Raw genomic sequence first — 22539 nt, forward strand, 5'->3', positions numbered from 1 at the left:
ATGCAATTAAATGTAAATGACGCTCAAGCGATCGAAGTTTCCGAACTGACATTTGGCGGCGAATTCAACGAGACGCTGGTTCACCAAGCAGTCGTGGCCTACATGGCCGGCGGCCGTCAAGGTAGCAAGCAGCAAAAGACCCGTTCCGACGTTCGTGGTGGCGGTAAGCGCCCTTGGCGTCAGAAAGGTACTGGCCGTGCTCGTGCCGGTACTATCCGTAGCCCAATCTGGCGCGGCGGCGGTACTACTTTTGCAGCTCGTCCGCAGGATCATTCTCAGAAGCTCAACAAGAAGATGTATCGCGCAGCTCTGCGCTCCATCCTTGCTGAACTCGTGCGTACTGATCGCCTGGTCGTGGTTCAGGACTTCGCTGTTGAAAGTCCAAAGACCAAAGATCTGCTGGGCAAGCTGAACAACATGAGCCTGACCGACGTATTGATCGTGTCTGAAGCTGTTGATCAGAACCTGTACCTGGCTGCTCGTAACCTGCCACACGTTGATGTACGTGACGTGCAAGGTTCCGATCCAGTTAGTCTGATCGCATACGACAAGGTGTTGATCACCGTGTCGGCCGTGAAGAAATTCGAGGAGCTGCTGGGATGAACCAGGAACGCGTATTTAAAGTTCTGCTTGGCCCGCACGTTTCCGAAAAGGCTACGGTTCTGGCTGACAAGAAAGGCCAGTTCGTTTTCAAGGTTGCAACTGACGCAACCAAGCTGGAAATCAAGAAGGCCGTCGAAAGCCTGTTCAGCGTGAAAGTAGAGCGTGTTACTACCCTGAACGTTCTGGGTAAGAGCAAGCGCACTGCTCGCGGTCTGGGCAAGCGTAATGACTGGAAGAAGGCAGTTATCTCCCTTCAGCCAGGCCAAGATCTCGATTTCAGCAGCAGTGCTGAGTAAGGAAGGGGTGCATCATGGCAATCGTTAAATGCAAACCGACTTCCCCTGGCCGCCGTTTTGTGGTCAAGGTGGTCAACCAGGAGCTGCATAAAGGCGCTCCTCACGCACCGCTGCTCGAGAAGAAATCGAAGTCTGGTGGTCGTAACAACAATGGTCGTATTACCACTCGTCACATCGGTGGTGGCCATAAGCAGCATTATCGTCTGGTCGACTTCCGTCGTAACGACAAAGATGGCATCGCTGCCACTGTCGAGCGTATCGAATACGATCCAAACCGTACTGCTCACATCGCTCTGCTGCTGTACGCAGATGGCGAGCGTCGCTACATCATCGCCCCTAAAGGCGTGAGCGCTGGCGACCAGCTGATCGCAGGTGCTTTGGCACCGATCAAGCCGGGCAACGCTCTGCAGCTGCGTAACATTCCAGTTGGTAGCACCGTACACGGCATCGAATTGAAGCCAGGTAAAGGCGCGCAAATCGCTCGTTCCGCTGGTGCTTCTGCACAGCTGATCGCTCGTGAAGGTGTCTACGTGACCCTGCGTCTGCGTTCTGGTGAGATGCGTAAAGTACTGGCTGAATGCCGTGCGACCCTGGGCGAAGTCTCGAACTCCGAGCACAGCCTGCGTTCGCTGGGTAAAGCTGGTGCCAAACGCTGGCGTGGCGTTCGCCCAACCGTTCGTGGTGTTGCCATGAACCCGGTTGACCACCCACACGGTGGTGGTGAAGGTCGTACCTCTGGTGGTCGTCATCCGGTATCGCCATGGGGCTTCCCGACTAAGGGCGCGAAGACTCGTGGTAATAAGCGTACCGACAAAATGATCGTCCGTCGTCGCAAGTAAATAGAGGGATACGACAGTGCCACGTTCTCTGAAAAAAGGTCCTTTTATTGATCTTCACCTACTGAAGAAGATCGAAGTGGCGGCGGAAAAGAACGATCGCAAACCAGTTAAGACCTGGTCGCGTCGCTCGATGATCCTGCCACAAATGGTCGGTTTGACCATCGCAGTACACAACGGTCGTCAACACGTCCCCGTTCTCGTTAACGAAGACATGGTCGGCCACAAACTGGGCGAGTTTGCCGGTACCCGCACTTATCGTGGGCACGTGGCAGACAAGAAAGCCAAGCGTTAAGGGGTAAGGAAATGGAAGTAGCCGCTAAGTTGTCGGGCGCTCGAATCTCCGCCCAGAAAGCCCGCTTGGTCGCCGACCAGATCCGCGGGAAGAAGGTGGGCGAAGCGCTCAACCTGTTGGCTTTCAGCAGTAAGAAAGCCGCCGAGATCATGAAGAAAGTGCTGGAGTCGGCCGTAGCCAACGCCGAGCATAACGAAGGCGCAGACGTTGATGACCTTAAAGTCAGCACCGTTTTCGTCAACGAAGGGCGTTCGCTGAAGCGCATCATGCCACGTGCCAAAGGCCGTGCTGATCGCATCGTCAAGCGGTCTTGCCATATCACTGTCAAGGTTGCTGACAAGTAACGGAGTCGAAGAGATGGGTCAGAAAGTACATCCCATTGGCATTCGCCTGGGAATCGTCAAGGAGCACACCTCCGTCTGGTACGCAGACGGTCGGACTTATGCGGACTATTTGTTCGCTGATCTGAAGGTGCGTGAGTATCTCCAAGACAAACTAAAAAGCGCGTCCGTAAGCCGTATCGATATCCATCGTCCGGCGCAAACTGCACGTATCACCATTCACACCGCTCGTCCAGGTATCGTTATCGGGAAGAAAGGTGAAGATGTTGAGAAACTGCGTCAGGACCTGACCAAGCAAATGGGTGTGCCTGTGCACATCAATATCGAAGAGATCCGCAAGCCGGAGCTCGACGGTATGCTGGTTGCGCAGAGCGTAGCTCAGCAGCTGGAGCGTCGCGTAATGTTCCGTCGCGCTATGAAACGCGCCGTACAGAACGCCATGCGCATTGGTGCCAAAGGCATCAAAATCCAAGTGAGCGGTCGTCTCGGCGGTGCTGAAATCGCACGTACTGAATGGTATCGCGAAGGTCGTGTGCCATTGCACACCCTGCGTGCCGACATCGACTATGCCAACTACGAAGCTCACACCACTTACGGTGTGATCGGTGTAAAGGTTTGGATCTTCAAAGGCGAAGTAATTGGTGGTCGCCAAGAAGAACTGAAACCACAAGCACCAGCGCCTCGTAAAAAAGCTGCTAAGTAAGGGGTACGCCAAATGTTGCAACCTAAGCGTACGAAGTTCCGCAAGCAGATGACAGGCCACAACCGTGGTCTGGCTCAGCGCGGTAGCAAAGTCAGCTTCGGCGAGTTCGCGCTGAAGTCTGTAGCTCGTGGTCGTCTCACCGCTCGTCAGATCGAGTCAGCACGTCGTGCTCTGACCCGTCACGTAAAACGTGGCGGCAAGATCTGGATCCGTGTATTCCCGGACAAGCCGATCTCCAAGAAGCCTCTCGAAGTGCGGATGGGTAAAGGTAAGGGTAACGTGGAGTACTGGGTAGCCCAGATTCAGCCAGGCAAAGTCCTGTATGAAATCGAGGGTGTTTCTGAAGAGCTGGCGCGTGAGGCTTTCGCCCTGGCTGCTGCAAAGCTGCCACTCGCCACCTCCTTTGTTAAACGGACGGTGATGTGATGAAAGCGAATGAACTTCGTGAAAAATCCGCACAGCAGCTGAACGAGCAACTGCTCGGCTTGCTGCGCGACCAGTTCAATCTGCGCATGCAGAAAGCAACTGGCCAGTTGGGGCAGTCTCATCTGCTCTCGCAAGTTAAGCGTGACATCGCTCGCGTGAAGACTGTGCTCAACCAGCAGGCAGGTAAGTGATCATGGCTGAAGCCGAAAAGACTGTCCGTACGCTGACTGGCCGTGTTGTCAGCGACAAGATGGACAAAACCATCACCGTTCTGATCGAGCGTCGCGTTAAGCACCCGATCTACGGTAAATATGTTAAGCGTTCGACTAAGCTGCACGCGCACGACGAAACCAATCAGTGCCACATCGGCGACAAAGTCACTATTCGTGAAACTCGTCCGCTTGCCAAGACCAAGTCTTGGGCATTGGTTGATGTTCTCGAACGCGCTGTGGAAGTCTAAGGACTAGGGGTCGGAGAAATTATATGATTCAGACTCAATCCATGCTCGATGTGGCCGATAACAGCGGCGCTCGCCGTGTTATGTGCATCAAGGTGCTGGGTGGCTCCCATCGTCGTTACGCTGGTATCGGTGACATCATCAAAGTTACCGTGAAGGAAGCAATTCCTCGCGGTAAGGTGAAAAAAGGCCAAGTGATGACTGCTGTTGTAGTCCGCACTCGTCACGGCGTACGCCGTGCTGATGGCTCCATTATCCGCTTTGATGGCAACGCTGCTGTTCTTCTGAACAACAAGCAAGAGCCGATCGGCACCCGTATCTTTGGGCCAGTGACCCGTGAACTTCGTACTGAGAAGTTCATGAAGATCGTCTCGCTCGCCCCAGAAGTGCTGTAAGGAGATCCGACATGCAAAAGATTCGTCGTGACGACGAGATCATCGTGATCGCCGGCAAAGACAAAGGTAAGCGCGGTAAGGTGCTGAAGGTTCTCGCTGACGACCGTCTGGTTGTAGGTGGTCTGAACCTGGTCAAGCGTCATACCAAGCCTAACCCGATGTCGGGCGTACAGGGCGGTATCGTCGAGAAAGAAGCGCCTCTGCACGCTTCTAACGTCGCCATCTTCAACGGCGAAACCAACAAGGCTGATCGTGTTGGTTTCAAAGTAGAAGACGGTAAGAAAATTCGTGTCTTCAAGTCGACCCAAAAAGCGGTTGATGCTTGAACACTGCTAGGTAGATAAGACCATGGCACGACTACAAGAGATTTACCGGAAGGAAATCGCCCCCAAGCTTAAGGAAGAACTTAAGCTCGGGAACGTGATGGAAGTTCCGCGCGTTACCAAAATCACCCTGAACATGGGTCTGGGCGAAGCGATCGGCGACAAAAAAGTCATCGAGCATGCTGTTGCTGACCTGGAAAAGATCACCGGCCAAAAAGTCGTTGTGACCTACGCTCGGAAATCCATCGCTGGCTTTAAAGTCCGTGAAGGTTGGCCGATCGGCGTCAAGGTAACTCTGCGCCGTGAGCGTATGTACGAATTCCTGGATCGTCTGCTGTCGATCTCCCTGCCTCGGGTTCGCGACTTCCGCGGCCTGAATGCCAAGTCCTTCGATGGTCGTGGCAACTACAGCATGGGCGTGAAAGAGCAGATCATTTTCCCGGAAATCGACTACGACAAGATCGATGCTCTCCGCGGTCTGGACATCACCCTGACCACCACTGCCAAGAACGATGATGAAGGTCGCGCCCTGTTGCGTGCTTTCAAATTCCCGTTCCGCAACTGATTGGAGTAGGACCATGGCCAAGATGAGCATGAAAAACCGCGAGCTGAAGCGTCAGCTCACGGTTGCCAAGTACGCCAAGAAGCGTGCAGCACTGAAAGCAATCATCGTTGATCTGAACGCAAGTCCAGAAGCGCGTTGGGAAGCTACAGTAGCTCTGCAGAAGCAGCCACGTGACGCAAGCGCTTCGCGCATGCGTAACCGCTGCCGCCTGACCGGTCGCCCACACGGCGTTTACCGCAAGTTCGGCCTCGGCCGTAACAAATTGCGTGAAGCGGCAATGCGTGGTGACGTCCCAGGTCTGGTTAAAGCCAGCTGGTAAGTACTTTCAGAGTCCAGGCGGTTGGTATCGCAAGATACTGACCGCCGGTGACCTTGAATCTGGAACAAGCCCCTTTTGGGGCTTGTTTCATTTCCGGAGTGTGTCTAGAATACCCGGCTCGCCTGAGCCCGTGTTTTCTATGCCCGGAGATTCTCGGCGACATATGTAGCCGCAAGGCTAATTTTTTTGTATTAGGAGCGTCTAGCCCATGAGTATGCAGGACCCGTTAGCGGACATGCTAACTCGTATCCGTAATGCCCAGATGGCTGAAAAGTCCGTCGTAAGCATGCCATCTTCCAAGTTGAAGGTAGCTGTTGCCAAAGTCCTGAAAGACGAAGGCTACATTGCGGGTTATCAGATCAGCAGCGAAACCAAGCCACTGCTGTCCATCGAGCTGAAGTACTTCGAAGGCCGTTCGGTCATCGAGGAAGTGAAGCGCGTTAGCCGTCCAGGCCTGCGTCAGTACAAGTCCGCTGAAGATCTGCCGAAAGTTCGTGGCGGTCTGGGCGTGTCTATCGTCTCCACCAACAAAGGTGTGATGACGGATCGTGCTGCGCGCGCTGCCGGTGTCGGCGGCGAAGTTCTTTGCACTGTGTTCTAAGGGGGGATAAGCATGTCTCGCGTCGCTAAGAACCCCGTTAAGCTGCCAGCCGGTGTCGAAGTCAAATTCGCAGGCCAACAGCTTTCGGTGAAGGGTGCCAAGGGTACTCTTGAACTGAACATCCATTCGTCCGTTGAGATCGTTGAAGAAGCTGGTGAGCTGCGTTTCGCTGCTCGCAATGGCGATCAACAGACTCGCGCAATGGCCGGTACCACGCGTGCGTTGGTGAACAACATGGTCCAAGGCGTAAGCCAAGGCTTCGAGCGTAAGCTCCAGCTGGTCGGTGTTGGTTACAAAGCGCAAGCAAAAGGCACGGTTTTGAACCTGGCCCTTGGCTTTTCGCACCCAGTGGATTACGAACTGCCGGAAGGCATCACCGCTGAGACTCCTAGCCAGACCGATATCCTGATCAAGGGCATCGATAAGCAGCTGGTAGGTCAAGTGGCTGCTGAGATCCGCGACTTCCGTCCACCAGAGCCGTACAAAGGCAAAGGTGTGCGCTACGCGGACGAAGTCGTCCGTCGTAAAGAAGCCAAGAAGAAGTAGGGCATAGCAAATGACCGACAAAAAAGTTACTCGACTGCGTCGCGCTCGCAAAGCACGCCTGAAAATGCACGAACTCGAAGTCGTGCGTCTCTGCGTGTTCCGCTCGTCGCAGCACATCTACGCCCAGGTCATCTCGGCCGACGGCAACAAAGTCCTGGCAAGCGCCTCGACTTTGGATAAAGAACTGCGTGATGGTGCCACTGGCAACATCGACGCGGCCACAAAGGTTGGCCAGCTGGTCGCTACGCGTGCTAAGGCCGCTGGCGTCTCGCAAGTGGCTTTCGACCGCTCTGGCTTCAAGTACCACGGCCGCGTTAAAGCGTTGGCTGATGCTGCTCGTGAAGCTGGGCTGGAGTTCTAAGTTATGTCAAATAACGACCAAAAGCGCGACGAAGGCTACATTGAGAAGCTGGTTCAAGTTAACCGCGTAGCCAAAACCGTTAAAGGCGGCCGTATCTTCACTTTCACCGCGTTGACCGTGGTTGGTGATGGTAAAGGGCGTGTTGGCTTCGGCCGTGGCAAGTCGCGAGAAGTGCCTGCTGCGATCCAGAAGGCAATGGAAGCGGCTCGTCGCAACATGATCCAAGTTGATCTGAACGGAACCACCCTGCAGTACGCAATGAAGTCCGCCCATGGCGCTTCGAAGGTGTACATGCAGCCTGCTTCTGAAGGTACCGGTATCATCGCTGGTGGCGCTATGCGTGCTGTCCTCGAAGTTGCTGGTGTTCAGAACGTTCTGGCCAAGTGCTACGGCTCGACTAACCCGGTAAACGTGGTTCACGCCACTTTCAAAGGTTTGAAAGCTATGCAGTCCCCTGAATCCATTGCCGCCAAGCGTGGCAAAAGCGTCCAGGAGATTTTCTGATCATGGCTACCGTTAAAGTAACGCTGATCAAAAGCATGACCGGCCGCATCCCTAACCACAAACTGTGTGTTAAGGGTCTGGGTCTGCGTCGCATCGGTCACACTGTAGAAGTCCAGGATACTCCCGAGAATCGCGGGATGATCAACAAGGCTTACTACATGCTGCGTGTCGAGGGTTAATCGATGAAACTCAATGATCTGAGTCCAGCGCCGGGTTCCCGTCGCGAAAAGCATCGTCCGGGCCGTGGTATCGGTAGCGGTTTGGGTAAGACTGGTGGCCGTGGCCACAAAGGTCAGACCTCCCGCTCCGGTGGTACCATCGCTCCAGGCTTTGAAGGCGGTCAACAGCCGTTGCATCGTCGCCTGCCTAAGTTCGGTTTCGTATCCCTGAAAGCCATGGATCGCGCAGAAGTGCGTCTGTCCGAGCTGGCTAAAGTGGAAGGCGACATCGTTACTCTGCAGACCCTGAAAGATGCCAACGTGATCAACGTCAACGTACAGCGTGTGAAAATCATGCTGTCCGGTGAAGTGACACGCGCTGTCACTATCGGCAAGGGAATCGGCGCCACCAAAGGTGCGCGTTCGGCTATCGAAGCAGCTGGCGGCAAGTTCGAGGAATAAATGGCTAAGCAAGGTGCTCTCTCTGCGCTCGGCAAAGGCGGTATGTCTGAACTCTGGGCTCGTCTGCGTTTTCTGTTCCTGGCGATTATCGTCTACCGAATAGGCGCACACATCCCGGTTCCAGGTATCAACCCGGACCGACTCGCAGACCTGTTTCGACAGAATGAGGGGACCATTCTTAGCTTGTTCAACATGTTTTCCGGCGGCGCGCTGGAGCGGATGAGCATCTTTGCGCTGGGGATCATGCCGTATATTTCGGCATCGATCATCATGCAACTGATGACCGCCGTCAGCCCGCAGCTGGAGCAGTTGAAGAAGGAAGGTGAAGCTGGCCGTCGCAAGATTAGCCAGTACACCCGCTACGGCACTGTCATCCTCGCACTGGTTCAAGCTATCGGCATGTCCGTTGGCCTGGCCGGGCAGGGTGTTGCGTTCACTGGTGACTTTGGCTTCCATTTCGTTGCAGTTTCCACTTTTGTGGCTGGTGCAATGTTCATGATGTGGCTGGGTGAGCAGATTACTGAGCGTGGTGTTGGTAACGGTATCTCGATGTTGATTTTCGCAGGTATCGTCGCCGGTCTTCCGAGAGCGATTGGGCAGTCTTTTGAGTCTGCACGTCAGGGTGATATCAATATCTTCGCCTTGGTTGCCATCGGTTTGCTGGCAGTAGCGATTATCGGTTTTGTGGTGTTCATTGAGCGTGGCCAGCGTCGTATTGCTGTTCACTACGCCAAGCGTCAGCAGGGCCGTAAGGTTTTTGCCGCGCAGACTAGCCACTTGCCGCTGAAAGTGAATATGGCCGGTGTTATTCCGGCAATTTTCGCGAGCAGCATTTTGCTGTTTCCGGCTTCGTTGGGTACCTGGTTTGGTCAGTCTGAAAATATGGGCTGGCTGCAGGACCTCTCTCAGTCGATCGCTCCTGGTCAGCCGTTGAATATTCTGCTGTTTAGTGCAGGGATTATTTTCTTCTGCTTCTTCTATACGGCGTTGATGTTCAATCCGAAAGACGTAGCGGAAAACCTGAAGAAGTCCGGTGCCTTTATTCCGGGTATCCGTCCAGGTGAGCAGTCTGCACGCTACATTGATGGCGTTTTGACTCGTTTAACCCTGTTCGGTGCTCTATATATGACGGCCGTGTGCCTGTTGCCCCAGTTCCTGGTGGTTGCGGCAAACGTTCCGTTCTACCTTGGCGGGACCTCGTTGCTGATCGTGGTCGTGGTTGTGATGGACTTCATGTCCCAAGTACAATCGCACCTCGTTTCGCACCAGTACGAATCCCTGATGAAGAAAGCCAACCTGAAGGGTTACGGCAGCGGCATGTTGCGCTGAGTACCCATAAGGTTCGAGGAGTTGGTGATGAAAGTTCGTGCATCGGTGAAAAAGCTGTGCCGTAACTGCAAGATTATTCGCCGCGAAGGTGTTGTTCGAGTAATTTGCAGCGCGGAACCGCGTCACAAACAGCGCCAAGGCTGAGTGTGATCCGCTTGAAGCCCGGCAGCTAGTGCGCTGCCGGGTTGATTATTTGTTATTACAGCGATATTATCTCGCGCCCTATTTCTTGGCTTCCGGGGCGTAGGTAGCTGTCAATTGGAGTCCCACTGAATGGCCCGTATTGCAGGCGTTAACATTCCAGATAACAAGCACACTGTTATCTCGCTGACCTACATCTATGGTGTTGGTCGCACTACTGCGCAGAAAATTTGCGCAGTTGCTGGGGTAAACCCAGCCGCTAAGATCAAGGATCTGAGCGACGAGCAGATTGAACAGCTGCGTGGCGAAGTGGCGAAGTTCACCACTGAAGGTGACCTGCGTCGCGAAATCAACATGAAAATCAAGCGTTTGATGGACCTCGGTTGCTATCGCGGTCTGCGTCATCGTCGTGGTCTTCCAGTACGCGGTCAGCGTACCAAGACTAACGCGCGTACCCGTAAAGGTCCGCGTAAGCCGATCCGCAAGTAATCGCCCCCGCGAATCGACAGGAAAATTATCATGGCAAAACCTGCTGCTCGTCCTCGTAAAAAAGTTAAAAAGACAGTGGTTGATGGCATCGCCCACATCCATGCATCTTTTAACAACACCATCGTGACCATCACCGACCGTCAAGGTAACGCGCTTTCTTGGGCTACCTCCGGTGGTTCGGGTTTCCGCGGTTCCCGCAAGTCCACCCCGTTCGCTGCTCAAGTAGCTGCTGAGCGTGCTGGTCAAGCTGCGCTGGAATACGGCCTGAAAAACCTCGACGTTAACGTCAAGGGTCCAGGTCCAGGTCGTGAGTCTGCTGTCCGTGCTTTGAACGGCTGTGGCTATAAGATCGCCAGCATCACCGACGTGACGCCAATCCCGCACAACGGGTGCCGTCCGCCGAAGAAGCGCCGCGTGTAATCCAGGAGATTGTAAAGAATGGCTCGTTACATTGGTCCAAAATGCAAACTCGCTCGTCGCGAAGGCACCGATCTCTTCCTGAAGAGCGGCGTGCGCGCGATCGAATCGAAGTGCAACATCGAAGCAGCACCTGGTATCCACGGCCAACGCCGCGGTCGCCAGTCCGATTACGGCACCCAACTGCGTGAAAAGCAGAAGGTCCGTCGTATCTACGGCGTTCTCGAGCGTCAGTTCAGCGGCTACTACAAAGAAGCTGCTGGCAAGAAAGGTGCAACCGGTGAAAACCTGCTGCAACTGCTCGAATGCCGTCTGGACAACGTTGTATACCGTATGGGCTTTGGTTCGACTCGTGCCGAATCCCGTCAGCTGGTATCGCACAAGTCGATCAGCGTTAACGGTCAGACCGTAAACGTTCCGTCTTACCAGGTTCGTGCTGGTGACGTGGTCGCAGTTCGCGAGAAAGCTAAAAACCAACTTCGCATTGTCCAAGCTCTCGATCTGTGTGCCCAACGTGGCCGCGTAGAATGGGTAGAAGTAGACACTGAGAAGAAGTCGGGCGTTTTCAAGAACGTTCCAGCTCGCAGTGATCTGTCCGCCGACATCAACGAAAGCCTGATTGTCGAGCTCTACTCCAAGTAAGGGCTAGAAAATAGGTGCATCCATGCAGATTTCGGTAAATGAGTTCCTGACACCCCGCCACATTGATGTGCAGGTTGTCAGTCCAACCCGCGCTAAGATCACTCTCGAGCCTCTCGAGCGTGGTTTTGGCCACACCCTGGGCAACGCGCTGCGCCGCATCCTGTTGTCCTCAATGCCCGGCTGTGCAGTAGTCGAGGCCGAGATTGACGGTGTGCTCCACGAGTACAGCGCCATCGAAGGTGTACAGGAAGACGTAATTGAAATCCTGTTGAACCTTAAAGGTCTGGCTATCAAGCTGCACGGCCGTGACGAAGTTACGCTGACCTTGTCGAAGAAGGGTTCGGGGGTGGTTACCGCTGCCGATATTCAGCTGGATCATGATGTCGAGATCGTTAACCCCGATCACGTAATCGCTAACCTGGCGTCTAACGGCGCCCTGAACATGAAGCTCACCGTAGCTCGTGGTCGTGGTTATGAACCGGCCGACTCGCGTCAGAGCGATGAAGACGAAAGCCGCAGCATTGGTCGCTTGCAGCTTGACTCTTCGTTCAGCCCGGTTCGCCGTATCGCATACGTGGTGGAAAACGCCCGTGTCGAACAGCGTACTAACCTGGACAAGCTGGTTATTGATCTGGAAACCAACGGTACCCTGGATCCTGAAGAGGCTATCCGCCGCGCTGCAACCATTCTGCAACAGCAGTTGGCTGCGTTTGTGGACCTCAAAGGTGACAGCGAACCAGTGGTAATCGAGCAGGAAGACGAGATCGATCCGATCCTGCTTCGCCCGGTTGACGATCTGGAACTGACTGTACGTTCGGCTAACTGCCTTAAGGCGGAAAACATTTACTACATCGGCGACCTGATTCAGCGTACCGAAGTAGAACTGTTGAAGACTCCGAACCTGGGCAAGAAATCCTTGACCGAAATCAAGGACGTTCTGGCCTCCCGCGGTCTGTCCCTCGGCATGCGCCTCGACAACTGGCCGCCTGCAAGTCTTAAGAAGGACGACAAGGCGACTGCCTGATCGTCGTAATCACCGAACGTGAGTTTGGTAAGGAATGAACCATGCGTCATCGTAAAAGTGGTCGTCACCTGAGCCGTACCAGCTCGCACCGCAAGGCCATGTTCCAAAACATGGCGGTGTCGCTGTTCGAGCACGAGCTGATCAAAACTACACTGCCGAAAGCTAAAGAACTGCGTCGCGTTGCTGAGCCGCTGATTACTTTGGCTAAGACAGACAGCCTGGCTAACCGCCGTCTGGCTTTCGACCGTACTCGTTCGAAAGCTATCGTTGGTAAGCTCTTCAACGACCTGGGTAAGCGCTACGCTACCCGTGAGGGTGGCTACCTGCGCATCCTCAAGTGCGGTTTCCGCGCTGGCGACAACGCGCCAATGGCGTACGTCGAGTTGGTTGATCGTGCTACTGCTGGCGAAGCTGTAAGCGCCGAGTAAGACGACAGTCTGTAACGAAAAACCGGGCCTAGTGCCCGGTTTTTTGTGCGCATAAGAAAAGCGCGATGGGTACAAGCTTCCTCAAATTGCAGTTGGCACCATGGGAATAGGAATTGTTGGTAGATATTTTCTATTGATGCTGACGATTTAATGAATTTGTCAGTTTCATGTTGATGATCAATACTTCCTTCAAGCCGATTAGCCGGCAGTGCCACATCTGACCTGAGGAAAATTGAACATGAGCCAGGATAAAATCCTTACCACCGCGAGCGGTGCTCCCGTTGCGGATAACCAGAACTCTCGTTCGGCCGGCCCGCGTGGTCCTCTGCTTCTTGATGATTTTCATCTGATCGAGAAGCTTGCTCACTTCAACCGTGAAAACATTCCTGAGCGCCGCGTACACGCCAAAGGCTCGGGCGCATACGGCACGTTTACCGTGACCCGCGACATCACCCAATACACCAGTGCTAAGCTTTTCGAAGCGGTTGGCAAGCAGACGCCTACCTTTTTGCGATTTTCTACGGTCGGTGGTGAGCGTGGTTCGGCTGACACTGAGCGCGATCCCCGCGGTTTCGCTTTGAAGTTCTATACCGAAGAGGGTAACTGGGACATCGTGGGTAACAACACACCGGTATTCTTCATTCGCGATCCGTTGAAATTCCCTGACTTTATCCACACTCAAAAGCGCCTGCCGCAAAGCAACCTGAAAAGCGCGCAAATGATGTGGGATTTTTGGTCGCATTCTCCCGAAGCGCTGCATCAGGTCACGATTTTGTTCTCTGACCGCGGTATCCCTGATGGCTACCGTCATATGCACGGCTTCGGTAGCCACACCTACAGCCTGATCAACGCGCAAGGCGAGCGGCGTTGGGTCAAGTGGCACTACAAGACCAAGCAAGGCATCAAGAACCTCGCGCCGGAAGAAGCCGCGCGCCTCGCGGGAACAGATCCCGATTACGCGCAGCGCGACCTGTTCAGGGCAATTGAGCGCGGTGAATTCCCTAAATGGCGGGTGTGCATCCAGATCATGACTGAGGCGCAGGCCAATGCTCATTACGAAAATCCTTTCGACGTGACCAAAACATGGTCGCAAAAGGAATTCCCGCTGATCGAAGTTGGCGAGCTGGAGCTTAACCGTAACCCGCAAAACTACTTCGCTGAAGTAGAGCAGGCTGCGTTCGGCCCAAGCAACATGGTTCCGGGTGTAGGGTTGTCTCCCGACCGTATGCTGCAAGGTCGCGTATTCGCTTATGCAGATGCGCACCGCTACCGTGTCGGTACCAACCACCAGCAGCTGCCAGTGAATGCGCCACGCAGCCCGGTGAATAGCTACCAGCGTGACGGCTCCATGGCATTCGGTAGTAATGGCGGGGCGGCTCCCAACTACGAACCGAATAGCTATTCCGACGCGCCGAAACAAGCGCCTCAATATGCTGAACCCGCATTGGCATTGAGCGGTGCGGCGGACCGCTACGATCATCGCGAAGACACCGACTACTACAGCCACGCAGGTGCGCTTTTCCGGCTGATGAGCGATGAGCAGAAAGCTCTGCTCACCAACAACATTGCCGGTGCGATGTCTGGGGTTTCGAGTGATGTCGTTGAGCGTCAGTTGCGACACTTCTACAAAGCAGACCCAGCTTACGGAGAAGCAATCGCAAAGGCGCTGGGTGTATCGCTTAACTGACTCTAAACGAGAAGCAGAACCGCCCTCATTAGGGCGGTTTTTGCGTTATTTCAGCTACTTTTTACGATAAATCTTCACTTTTCTGCCGTTGGTCTCGTGACCTCCAGGTCATCATGGTTCAAACTACAGACTTTAAAGCAGGGAGATGTAGGGCGATGCAAGGTCACCCCGACGTAATCGATTACCTCAACACGTTGCTGACGGGCGAACTGGCAGCTCGTGACCAATATTTCATCCATTCGCGCATGTACGAAGACTGGGGCTTTACCGAGCTCTACGAGCGTATCAACCATGAAATGGAAGAAGAGGCACAGCACGCCGATGCGCTGATGCGCCGCATCTTGATGCTCGAGGGGACGCCACGTATGCGCCCTGATGATCTGGATGTGGGCACGACGGTACCTGACATGCTCGCCGCCGACCTTCGCCTTGAGTACAAAGTTCGTGCTGCGCTCTGCAAGGGCATTGAGTTATGCGAACAGCATAACGACTACGTCACCCGCGAAATTCTGCGTGTGCAGTTGAACGACACTGAAGAAGATCACACCTACTGGTTGGAAAAACAGCTGGGTCTGATCAAGCTGATTGGTCTGGAAAACTACCTGCAATCGCAGTTCTGATTTCCGGTACGAAAAAGCCCCTGTCACCCAATAAGGTGACAGGGGCTTTTTATTGCGCCGGATAAATCAGGCCCGATCGCGTGCCAGCAAAGGTTTCAAGTAGTAACCCGTGTGGGATTGGGGCATCTCGGAGACCTGCTCCGGCGTGCCCACTGCGATGATCTGGCCACCCTTGGAGCCACCTTCCGGCCCGAGGTCCACCAGCCAGTCGGCCGTTTTGATCACATCCAAGTTATGCTCGATCACTACCACGGTATTGCCATGGTCACGGAGTCGGTGCAGCACATCCAGCAGTTGCTGGATATCGGCGAAGTGCAGGCCGGTGGTCGGCTCGTCCAGGATGTACAAAGTCTTGCCGGTATCGCGCTTGGATAGTTCACGAGACAACTTCACCCGTTGCGCCTCACCGCCGGACAGGGTAGTAGCCGACTGTCCGAGCTTGATATACGACAAGCCTACATCCATCAAAGTCTGCAGCTTGCGCGCCAGTGCCGGAACTGCATCGAAGAACTCCCGCGCTTCCTCGATCGTCATTTCGAGGGTTTCGTGGATGCTCTTGCCCTTGTATTTGATCTCCAGGGTCTCGCGGTTATAGCGCTTGCTCTTGCATACATCGCAGGGCACGTAGATGTCCGGCAGGAAGTGCATTTCTACCTTGATCAAGCCATCGCCCTGGCAGGCTTCGCAGCGGCCACCCTTGACGTTGAACGAGAACCGGCCCGGCCCGTAGCCGCGGGAGCGCGACTCCGGAACCCCAGCGAACAGTTCGCGAATCGGGGTAAACAGCCCGGTGTAAGTCGCAGGGTTAGAGCGCGGCGTGCGACCAATAGGGCTCTGGTCGATATCGACCACTTTATCCAGATGTTCCAGGCCTTTGATGCTGTCGTGTGCCGCCGCTTCCAGAGTGGTCGCGCCGTTCAAGGCGGTGGCACTCAAAGGGAATAGCGTGTTGTTGATCAGCGTCGACTTGCCTGACCCGGAAACACCCGTCACGCAGGTAAGCAGGCCCAGTGGAATCTCCAGGTCTACATTGCGCAAGTTATTGCCACGCGCGCCCTTGAGGTGCAGGGCCATCTTCTTGTTGCGCGGTGTGCGTTTGGCCGGGACTTCGATCTTCACTCGACCCGAGAGGTACTTACCGGTCAGCGAATCCGGGTGAGCCATGACTTCGGCCGGCGTGCCCTCGGCGACAATATGCCCGCCATGCACACCTGCACCCGGCCCGATGTCGACCACATAATCCGCCAAGCGAATCGCATCTTCATCGTGCTCGACCACAATCACCGTGTTACCGATATCGCGCAGGTGTTTCAAGGTGCCCAGCAACCTGTCGTTGTCGCGCTGGTGCAAACCAATCGAAGGTTCATCGAGGATATAAAGGACACCCACGAGGCCTGCGCCGATCTGACTGGCCAGGCGAATCCGTTGGGCTTCACCGCCGGACAGCGTGTCCGCGCTGCGATCGAGCGAAAGGTAGTCCAGGCCGACGTTGACCAGGAACTGCAAACGTTCACGAATCTCTTTGAGAATCTTGTCGGCAATTTCCCCGCGACGCCCGGTGAGCTTGAGCTCACCAAAGTACTCACAGGCATCGCCAATCGGCAGATTGGTCACCGCCGGCAGGGTTTTTTCACCAACCCACACATGACGCGCCTCGCGTCGCAGGCGCGTACCCCGGCAATCCGGGCACGGCTGGGTGCTGAGGAACTTCGCCAATTCTTCGCGCACGCTCGCCGATTCGGTCTCGCGATAGCGGCGCTCCAGATTCGGCACGATGCCTTCAAACGGGTGAGAACGCTTGACGATATCGCCTCGGTCGTTCAAGTACTTGAAGTCGACATTCTGCGAGCCGCTGCCATTTAGGATGACCTTTTGCTGGTCCGCTGGCAGTTGGTTGAACGGCACTTCCAGGCTGAACTTATAGTGGGAGGCCAGCGAACCGAGCATCTGGAAGTAATAGACGTTACGCCTATCCCAGCCGCGTATCGCGCCTTCGGCAAGGGTCAACTCACCATTGACCAGGCGCTTGATGTCGAAGAATTGCTTGACCCCCAGACCATCGCAGGTCGGGCAGGCGCCGGCCGGGTTGTTGAAAGAGAACAGCTTGGGTTCCAGCTCGCTGATGGCGTGGCCACAAATCGGGCAGGCAAAGCGTGCGGAGAAGATGATTTCTTCGCCCGGTTCGTCATCCATTGGTGCGACCAGGGCAATACCGTCCGCCAGTTTCAGCGCTGTTTCAAACGATTCAGCCAGGCGTTGCTGCAGGTCCGCCCGCACTTTGAAGCGATCGACTACAACATCGATAGAATGCTTCTTCTGCTTGTCGAGCTTCGGTGCTTCATCGAGTTCATAGAGCTTGCCGTTGATGCGAGCTCGCACGAAACCCTGGGCGCGCAGCTCTTCGAATACGGACAGATGTTCGCCCTTGCGCTCGCGGATCACCGGCGCCAGCAGCATCAGCTTAGCCCCTTCGGGCTGCGCCAACACCAGGTCGACCATCTGGCTGACGGTCTGGGCTTCCAGAGGAATGTCGTGGTCCGGGCAGCGGGGGATACCTACCCGCGCATACAGCAGGCGCAGATAGTCATAGATTTCGGTAATGGTGCCCACGGTGGAACGGGGGTTATGGGACGTCGACTTCTGTTCGATGGAAATGGCTGGCGACAGACCTTCGATGGTATCGACGTCAGGCTTTTCCATCATCGACAGGAACTGGCGGGCGTAGGCCGACAGCGACTCCACATAACGACGCTGACCTTCGGCATACAGCGTATCGAAGGCCAGAGACGATTTGCCGGACCCGGACAGGCCGGTGATCACGATCAGTTTGTCCCGTGGCAGGGTCAGGTCGATGTTCTTCAGGTTGTGGGTTCTAGCCCCACGAATCAGGATCTTGTCCAAGATGGCCTCGCACGGCGGGCGTAAATAATGCCGGAGTATACGGCTAAAGACTGGATGAATATACACTGTCAAAAGGCCGCTTGCAGCCTTACATGAAAGCTGCGCGGCAAACCGCCGCATATACCCTCTCAATCGATGGGACTGGTAGAATCGCCGCCGGTTCACACGAGGTTTTTCCATGCACGATCCCCACAGCGAACGCATGAGTAGCGGCGAGACCCGCGCGGCAAGCGGTCTGGCCCTGGTGTTCGCCTTCCGTATGCTTGGCATGTTCATGGTATTGCCGGTACTGGCGACCTACGGGATGGATCTCGCAGGCGCGACCCCCGCTTTGATTGGTCTGGCCATTGGTGCCTACGGCCTGACCCAGGCGATTTTTCAGATTCCGTTCGGGATCATTTCCGACCGCATTGGTCGTCGTCCGGTGATTTATCTCGGGCTGGTCGTATTTGCCCTTGGCAGCGTACTCGCAGCGCAATCCGATTCGATATGGGGCGTGATCGCTGGCCGCATCCTACAGGGCGCCGGGGCGATTTCGGCGGCGGTGATGGCGTTGCTATCGGACCTGACCCGCGAACAGCATCGAACCAAGGCCATGGCCATGATCGGCATGACCATCGGCCTGTCGTTTGCCGTGGCCATGGTGGTGGGTCCGCTGCTGACGCGCGCTTTTGGTCTGCATGGTTTGTTTCTGGCCACTGGTGGTATGGCATTGTTCGGTATCGTGATCGTGGCGTTCATGGTGCCGCGCTCCACCGGCACGCTGCAGCATCGCGAGTCGGGCGTTGCGCGCAAGGCGCTGTTGCCGACGCTCAAGCACCCGGACTTACTGCGCCTGGATTTAGGTATCTTCGTATTACACGCCATGCTGATGTGCAGCTTCGTCGCCTTGCCCCTGGCCCTGGTACAAAAAGCCGGTCTGCCCAAGGAGCAGCACTGGTGGGTGTACCTGACCGCGTTGCTGATTTCATTCTTCGCCATGATCCCGTTCATCATCTATGGCGAGAAGCGACGCAAAATGAAACGTGTTTTGCTGGGCGCCGTCGCGACATTGATGCTCACTGAACTATTCTTCTGGCAGTTCGGCGATAGCCTGAGGGCGCTGGTAATCGGCACGGTGGTGTTCTTCACCGCGTTCAACCTGTTGGAGGCTTCGCTGCCTTCGCTGATCAGTAAAGTTTCACCGGCCGGCGGCAAGGGCACGGCGATGGGGGTGTATTCCACCAGCCAGTTCCTGGGCTCCGCATTGGGCGGCATCATGGGTGGCTGGATGTTCCAGCATGGCGGTTTGTCGGTTGTGTTCCTTGGGTGCGCAGGTCTGGCTGCCCTCTGGCTGGCCTTTGCTGTTACCATGCGCGAACCTCCGTATGTGACGAGCCTGCGCCTGCCGTTATCGCCTGAAGCGATGCGCGAGGCTGGCTTGGTCGAGCGCCTCAAGGCCGTCGTTGGAGTAACGGACGCAGTAGTGGTTGCGGAAGAAGCCGCGATCTACATCAAATTGGACACCGAATTATTGGATCGCGCGACGCTCGAGCAACTGGTCAACCCAGTGCCGACAGCGCGCCCAGCTTAGGAGAACGTTATGGCCCGTGGGGTTAACAAAGTCATATTGGTCGGTACATGCGGCCAGGATCCCGAAGTTCGCTACTTGCCTAACGGTAATGCCGTGACCAACCTGAGTCTGGCGACCAGCGAACAGTGGACCGACAAGCAGACCGGCCAGAAGGTCGAGAAGACCGAATGGCACCGCGTGTCGATGTTCGGCAAGGTCGCGGAAATCGCCGGCGAATACCTGCGCAAAGGTTCGCAGGTCTACATCGAAGGCAAATTGCAGACCCGCGAGTGGGAAAAAGACGGCATCAAGCGCTACACCACTGAAATCGTGGTCGACATGCAAGGCACCATGCAACTGCTGGGCGGCCGTCCACAGAGCGACCAACAGGGCCAGGGCGGCATGTCCAACTCGGCACCGCGTCCACAGCAGTCGCGCCCACAGCCAAGTCAGCAGCCACAGCGTGAGTCGCGTCCAGCGCCACAGCAGGCGGCACCTCAGCCGGCGGCGGATTTCGACAGCTTTGATGATGACATTCCGTTCTAGGACGTCTTGAAGGCAAACACTGCAAGCTGAAAAAAACCGCGCCGCTGACAAAGCCGCGCGGTTTTTTTGTATGGACTGCGCCTAACGCAGGGCGAATGCCAGCATGTCTGTGTTGACCCGCTGCTTATGAGTGTCCGTCAAACCATGAGGCGCGCGTGAGTAGATCAGCAACTCGGAGTGCGGGATCAAGAAGTTAGTCTGCAACGCAGAGGCCTGTATCGGCACTATTTGATCGTCACTGCCGTGGATGATGAGTGTGGGTATGCTGAAGTGTTTCAAGTCCTCTCGGAAGTCGGTTTCCGAAAATGCTTTGATGCTATCAAAAGTATTTTTATGCCCCCCCATCACACCCTGCGCCCAGAATGAATTAATTAAACCTTGAGAGGGTGTGACGCCCGCCCGGTTGAATCCAAAAAATGGGCCGCTGGCCAGATCAAGATAAAGCTGCGAGCGATTGGCGATGGAGTCGGCACGTAATCCGTCGAAAACTTCGATTGGTGTTCCTTGTGGGTTGCTGGCGGTTTTAAGCATCAATGGCGTGACCGCGCAAATCAAACCCGCCTTCGCTACGCGCGCAACGCCGTGGCGAGCGATGTAGCGTGCGACTTCGCCGCCGCCGGTAGAAAACCCGAAAAGAATTACCTCTTTCAGATCCAGATGTTCTATCAGCTCCGCCAAATCATCGGCGTAATGGTCCATGTCATTGCCATCCCAGGGCTGGCTTGAACGACCATGCCCCCGGCGGTCATGTGCAATGGCGCGAAAACCATTGTTAGCGAAATGCAGCATCTGCGATTCCCAACTGTCGCTGTTCAGTGGCCACCCATGACAGAACACAACGGGCTGACCGCTGCCCCAGTCTTTGTAATAAAGATCATTGCCTTCGCGAGTTTTTAGATAGGACATGGCATAGCTCCATGGATATGCGGATTAATTTGGCGGTGATGGCCAGAAAAATCGTCCGTGGACACTGCGCTGGCAGTTTTTACTAATGCCTCCCTGATGCCGATTCTGCACGGGGCAGAACTGAGTTTAGATCGGTTTCTCGGGCGACACGATGGAAAACCCCCGTTGGGTTTCTGATGTACCAACCCCCTTACCACGCAGGGAGGGCCAATAATCCTAGGTTTGTTCTCATAGCTAACACGATTTAGGCTGTGGCCATCCTCTCAAACGAAGGAAAGCCGCGATGACCTGGTCAGCCAAGCAATACACGATGTTCGAACAGCAACGTACCCGCCCGGTGCGTGATCTGGTTGCCGCCATCCCCACCGTCGAGGTGCGCACGGCCGTTGATCTGGGGTGCGGCCCGGGCAACTCCACCGAAGTATTGGCGGCGCGTTTCCCGCAGGCGCACATCACTGGCATCGACAGCTCCGGCGATATGTTGATCGACGCCCGTAAGCGTTTGCCTGCCTTGAGTTTCGAACTGGCGGATATTGGCGCGTGGCAGCCGTCCCAGTCTTTCGATGTGATTCTGGCCAACGCCTCGCTGCAATGGCTGCCCGACCACGCTACGTTGTACCCGCACCTGATCCAGCAACTGACGCCCGGCGGCACCTTGGCCGTGCAGACGCCGGACAACCTTGATGAACCTGCCCACCGGCTCGCCCGCGAAGTCGCTGCCGATGGCCCGTGGGCGGCGAAGATTGGTGGCTTCAAACACAACGAGCGGCATGCGCCTGGCTACTACTACGAACTGCTGAGCAAGCACTGCAGCACGGTCGACGTATGGCGCACCACCTACCAACATCCGTTGGCCGATCATGGGGCCGTGGTGGAGTGGTTCAAGGGCACAGGGCTGCGACCTTTTCTTGCGCCGTTGACCGACGAAGAAAGAGTCGCTTTCCTACAGGAATACCAGGCGCGGATCACCCAAGGTTATCCGGCTCTGGCTGACGGCACCGTGCTGTTGCCGTTTCCACGTCTGTTCATCATCGCCACGCGCTAAAGCGCCCCTTGACGGTGACGGTCAGGCCGTCGCCGTTTGCGCTGTCAGAAACTCATCCGCCGACACCACGCCCGCATAACCGAATGCCAGTGACGCCATATAGGCGCCATGCACCTGCGCTGCGGGAATCACCTGGCCGTTGAACTCCAGGTCGCGGGTGGCGCACGCGTCATGGATCACGGTGACGGTGTAGCCCATGTCTGCCGCAGCCCGCACCACGCCGTCGATGCACATATGGCTCATGCTGCCGACTACCACCAGTTCGGTGATGCTGCGTTGTTCGAGCAACGCGCGCAGGTTGGTTTCGCGAAACGCGTTCACGAAATGCTTGAGCACCACTGGCTCATCGCCTTGATTGAGCACCTGGCTGTGCAGGTGTGCGCCTTCGGAGCCGGGAGTGAAGAACGGTGCATCCTCGGATGTAAACTCATGACGCACATGAATCACCGCATCGCCGGCCTGGCGAAAGGCTTGCAGTACCTGCGCCGCCTTGTCGGCAGCGGCTTGCACGCCGTCGAGCGGCCACTTTCCCTGGGGGAAGTAGTCGTTCTGGATATCGATTAGGATGAGCGCCTGCTTGGCCATGGAGGTTGCCTCGTGATGGGTTGATGGGCCCAGTAT

Annotated in this window: 34 protein-coding genes; 31 read left to right on the forward strand and 3 right to left on the reverse strand. The window is 55.7% G+C overall.

Features of this window, described 5'->3' with window-relative positions:
* The 28 genes from rplD to bfr all read left to right on the forward strand — a co-directional run bounded on the left by rplD (position 1) and on the right by bfr (position 14968).
* Positions 1 to 603, forward strand: coding sequence for a 50S ribosomal protein L4 (gene rplD, locus ABX75_RS25045; RefSeq protein ID WP_003176424.1), 603 nt, complete (start codon positions 1 to 3; stop codon positions 601 to 603).
* Positions 600 to 899 (forward strand): 50S ribosomal protein L23, encoded by a 300-nt coding sequence (gene rplW / locus ABX75_RS25050; protein ID WP_002555488.1) that lies wholly within the window; start codon positions 600 to 602, stop codon positions 897 to 899. The genes rplD and rplW overlap by 4 nt, the downstream gene beginning before the upstream one ends.
* Positions 900 to 913: 14 nt before the next feature.
* The gene (gene rplB / locus ABX75_RS25055) at positions 914 to 1738 is read left to right on the forward strand and encodes a 50S ribosomal protein L2 (RefSeq protein WP_003186055.1); all 825 of its coding nucleotides are present in this window, start codon (positions 914 to 916) and stop codon (positions 1736 to 1738) included.
* 16 nt (positions 1739 to 1754) lie between these two features.
* Positions 1755 to 2030 (forward strand): 30S ribosomal protein S19, encoded by a 276-nt coding sequence (gene rpsS, locus ABX75_RS25060; RefSeq protein ID WP_002555486.1) that lies wholly within the window; start codon positions 1755 to 1757, stop codon positions 2028 to 2030.
* 11 nt (positions 2031 to 2041) lie between these two features.
* Positions 2042 to 2374 carry a 50S ribosomal protein L22 gene (rplV, locus tag ABX75_RS25065; RefSeq protein WP_003103908.1) on the forward strand — a complete coding sequence of 111 codons (333 nt, stop codon included), beginning with the start codon at positions 2042 to 2044 and terminating at the stop codon, positions 2372 to 2374.
* A 13-nt stretch (positions 2375 to 2387) separates the two neighbouring features.
* A complete protein-coding gene (gene rpsC, locus ABX75_RS25070) occupies positions 2388 to 3074 on the forward strand; it encodes a 30S ribosomal protein S3 (RefSeq protein WP_003176422.1) in 687 nt (228 codons plus the stop codon).
* A 12-nt stretch (positions 3075 to 3086) separates the two neighbouring features.
* The gene (rplP, locus tag ABX75_RS25075; RefSeq protein WP_003176421.1) at positions 3087 to 3500 is read left to right on the forward strand and encodes a 50S ribosomal protein L16; all 414 of its coding nucleotides are present in this window, start codon (positions 3087 to 3089) and stop codon (positions 3498 to 3500) included.
* Positions 3500 to 3691, forward strand: coding sequence for a 50S ribosomal protein L29 (gene rpmC / locus ABX75_RS25080; RefSeq protein ID WP_002555481.1), 192 nt, complete (start codon positions 3500 to 3502; stop codon positions 3689 to 3691). The genes rplP and rpmC overlap by 1 nt, the downstream gene beginning before the upstream one ends.
* Positions 3692 to 3693: 2 nt before the next feature.
* Complete coding sequence (rpsQ, locus tag ABX75_RS25085; RefSeq protein ID WP_003176419.1) at positions 3694 to 3960, forward strand: 30S ribosomal protein S17; 267 nt, start codon at positions 3694 to 3696, stop codon at positions 3958 to 3960.
* Between the two features lie 23 nt (positions 3961 to 3983).
* Positions 3984 to 4352: a 50S ribosomal protein L14 gene (gene rplN / locus ABX75_RS25090; protein WP_002555479.1), complete on the forward strand. Its 369-nt coding sequence runs from the start codon at positions 3984 to 3986 to the stop codon at positions 4350 to 4352.
* Positions 4353 to 4363: 11 nt separating this feature from the next.
* Positions 4364 to 4678, forward strand: coding sequence for a 50S ribosomal protein L24 (gene rplX, locus ABX75_RS25095; protein ID WP_007896770.1), 315 nt, complete (start codon positions 4364 to 4366; stop codon positions 4676 to 4678).
* Positions 4679 to 4700: 22 nt separating this feature from the next.
* Positions 4701 to 5240, forward strand: a complete 540-nt coding sequence (rplE, locus tag ABX75_RS25100) for a 50S ribosomal protein L5 (protein WP_003194642.1) — start codon at positions 4701 to 4703, stop codon at positions 5238 to 5240.
* A gap of 13 nt (positions 5241 to 5253) precedes the next feature.
* Positions 5254 to 5559, forward strand: a complete 306-nt coding sequence (rpsN, locus tag ABX75_RS25105) for a 30S ribosomal protein S14 (RefSeq protein WP_003176414.1) — start codon at positions 5254 to 5256, stop codon at positions 5557 to 5559.
* Positions 5560 to 5767: 208 nt separating this feature from the next.
* Positions 5768 to 6160, forward strand: coding sequence for a 30S ribosomal protein S8 (gene rpsH, locus ABX75_RS25110; protein ID WP_010566853.1), 393 nt, complete (start codon positions 5768 to 5770; stop codon positions 6158 to 6160).
* Positions 6161 to 6172: 12 nt separating this feature from the next.
* Positions 6173 to 6706 carry a 50S ribosomal protein L6 gene (rplF, locus tag ABX75_RS25115; RefSeq protein ID WP_003176412.1) on the forward strand — a complete coding sequence of 178 codons (534 nt, stop codon included), beginning with the start codon at positions 6173 to 6175 and terminating at the stop codon, positions 6704 to 6706.
* Positions 6707 to 6716: 10 nt separating this feature from the next.
* Positions 6717 to 7067 (forward strand): 50S ribosomal protein L18, encoded by a 351-nt coding sequence (gene rplR, locus ABX75_RS25120; RefSeq protein WP_003186037.1) that lies wholly within the window; start codon positions 6717 to 6719, stop codon positions 7065 to 7067.
* A gap of 3 nt (positions 7068 to 7070) precedes the next feature.
* On the forward strand, positions 7071 to 7571 hold the full coding sequence (rpsE, locus tag ABX75_RS25125) for a 30S ribosomal protein S5 (RefSeq protein ID WP_010566852.1): 501 nt from the start codon (positions 7071 to 7073) through the stop codon (positions 7569 to 7571).
* 2 nt (positions 7572 to 7573) lie between these two features.
* The gene (rpmD, locus tag ABX75_RS25130) at positions 7574 to 7750 is read left to right on the forward strand and encodes a 50S ribosomal protein L30 (RefSeq protein WP_003176408.1); all 177 of its coding nucleotides are present in this window, start codon (positions 7574 to 7576) and stop codon (positions 7748 to 7750) included.
* A 3-nt stretch (positions 7751 to 7753) separates the two neighbouring features.
* Positions 7754 to 8191 (forward strand): 50S ribosomal protein L15, encoded by a 438-nt coding sequence (gene rplO / locus ABX75_RS25135; protein WP_016969471.1) that lies wholly within the window; start codon positions 7754 to 7756, stop codon positions 8189 to 8191.
* Positions 8192 to 9520 carry a preprotein translocase subunit SecY gene (gene secY, locus ABX75_RS25140; RefSeq protein ID WP_003176406.1) on the forward strand — a complete coding sequence of 443 codons (1329 nt, stop codon included), beginning with the start codon at positions 8192 to 8194 and terminating at the stop codon, positions 9518 to 9520.
* Between the two features lie 27 nt (positions 9521 to 9547).
* Positions 9548 to 9664 carry a 50S ribosomal protein L36 gene (rpmJ, locus tag ABX75_RS28815; RefSeq protein ID WP_002555468.1) on the forward strand — a complete coding sequence of 39 codons (117 nt, stop codon included), beginning with the start codon at positions 9548 to 9550 and terminating at the stop codon, positions 9662 to 9664.
* 129 nt (positions 9665 to 9793) lie between these two features.
* On the forward strand, positions 9794 to 10150 hold the full coding sequence (gene rpsM, locus ABX75_RS25145; RefSeq protein ID WP_003194635.1) for a 30S ribosomal protein S13: 357 nt from the start codon (positions 9794 to 9796) through the stop codon (positions 10148 to 10150).
* Positions 10151 to 10180: 30 nt separating this feature from the next.
* On the forward strand, positions 10181 to 10570 hold the full coding sequence (gene rpsK / locus ABX75_RS25150; protein WP_002555466.1) for a 30S ribosomal protein S11: 390 nt from the start codon (positions 10181 to 10183) through the stop codon (positions 10568 to 10570).
* A gap of 18 nt (positions 10571 to 10588) precedes the next feature.
* Complete coding sequence (rpsD, locus tag ABX75_RS25155) at positions 10589 to 11209, forward strand: 30S ribosomal protein S4 (protein WP_003176404.1); 621 nt, start codon at positions 10589 to 10591, stop codon at positions 11207 to 11209.
* A gap of 22 nt (positions 11210 to 11231) precedes the next feature.
* Positions 11232 to 12233 (forward strand): DNA-directed RNA polymerase subunit alpha, encoded by a 1002-nt coding sequence (gene rpoA / locus ABX75_RS25160; RefSeq protein ID WP_003176403.1) that lies wholly within the window; start codon positions 11232 to 11234, stop codon positions 12231 to 12233.
* Between the two features lie 41 nt (positions 12234 to 12274).
* On the forward strand, positions 12275 to 12661 hold the full coding sequence (gene rplQ / locus ABX75_RS25165) for a 50S ribosomal protein L17 (RefSeq protein ID WP_003176402.1): 387 nt from the start codon (positions 12275 to 12277) through the stop codon (positions 12659 to 12661).
* A 238-nt stretch (positions 12662 to 12899) separates the two neighbouring features.
* Entirely contained in the window at positions 12900 to 14348 is a 1449-nt protein-coding gene (locus ABX75_RS25170; protein WP_034100994.1) for a catalase, read from the forward strand.
* 155 nt (positions 14349 to 14503) lie between these two features.
* On the forward strand, positions 14504 to 14968 hold the full coding sequence (gene bfr / locus ABX75_RS25175; protein ID WP_003176400.1) for a bacterioferritin: 465 nt from the start codon (positions 14504 to 14506) through the stop codon (positions 14966 to 14968).
* Between the two features lie 66 nt (positions 14969 to 15034).
* On the opposite strand, the gene uvrA is transcribed toward bfr, so the two are convergent.
* The gene (uvrA, locus tag ABX75_RS25180) at positions 15035 to 17869 is read right to left on the reverse strand and encodes an excinuclease ABC subunit UvrA (RefSeq protein ID WP_034100993.1); all 2835 of its coding nucleotides are present in this window, start codon (positions 17867 to 17869) and stop codon (positions 15035 to 15037) included.
* A gap of 178 nt (positions 17870 to 18047) precedes the next feature.
* Between uvrA and ABX75_RS25185 the strand changes: the two genes are divergently transcribed.
* Together ABX75_RS25185 and ABX75_RS25190 are read left to right on the forward strand one after the other, a co-directional pair.
* The gene (locus tag ABX75_RS25185) at positions 18048 to 19442 is read left to right on the forward strand and encodes an MFS transporter (protein ID WP_034100992.1); all 1395 of its coding nucleotides are present in this window, start codon (positions 18048 to 18050) and stop codon (positions 19440 to 19442) included.
* 9 nt (positions 19443 to 19451) lie between these two features.
* Positions 19452 to 19967, forward strand: coding sequence for a single-stranded DNA-binding protein (locus ABX75_RS25190; RefSeq protein WP_047882862.1), 516 nt, complete (start codon positions 19452 to 19454; stop codon positions 19965 to 19967).
* Between the two features lie 81 nt (positions 19968 to 20048).
* Here ABX75_RS25190 and ABX75_RS25195 read toward each other — a convergent pair whose 3' ends face one another.
* On the reverse strand, positions 20049 to 20873 hold the full coding sequence (locus ABX75_RS25195; RefSeq protein ID WP_034100991.1) for an alpha/beta fold hydrolase: 825 nt from the start codon (positions 20871 to 20873) through the stop codon (positions 20049 to 20051).
* A 283-nt stretch (positions 20874 to 21156) separates the two neighbouring features.
* Between ABX75_RS25195 and tam the strand changes: the two genes are divergently transcribed.
* Positions 21157 to 21918, forward strand: coding sequence for a trans-aconitate 2-methyltransferase (tam, locus tag ABX75_RS25200; protein ID WP_040265610.1), 762 nt, complete (start codon positions 21157 to 21159; stop codon positions 21916 to 21918).
* Between the two features lie 21 nt (positions 21919 to 21939).
* On the opposite strand, the gene ABX75_RS25205 is transcribed toward tam, so the two are convergent.
* On the reverse strand, positions 21940 to 22503 hold the full coding sequence (locus tag ABX75_RS25205) for a cysteine hydrolase family protein (RefSeq protein WP_034100989.1): 564 nt from the start codon (positions 22501 to 22503) through the stop codon (positions 21940 to 21942).
* Positions 22504 to 22539 lie beyond the last annotated feature (36 nt).

The sequence above is a fragment of the Pseudomonas sp. ARP3 genome, from assembly GCF_001029595.1.
In the GTDB taxonomy this organism is placed as follows: domain Bacteria; phylum Pseudomonadota; class Gammaproteobacteria; order Pseudomonadales; family Pseudomonadaceae; genus Aquipseudomonas; species Aquipseudomonas rhodesiae.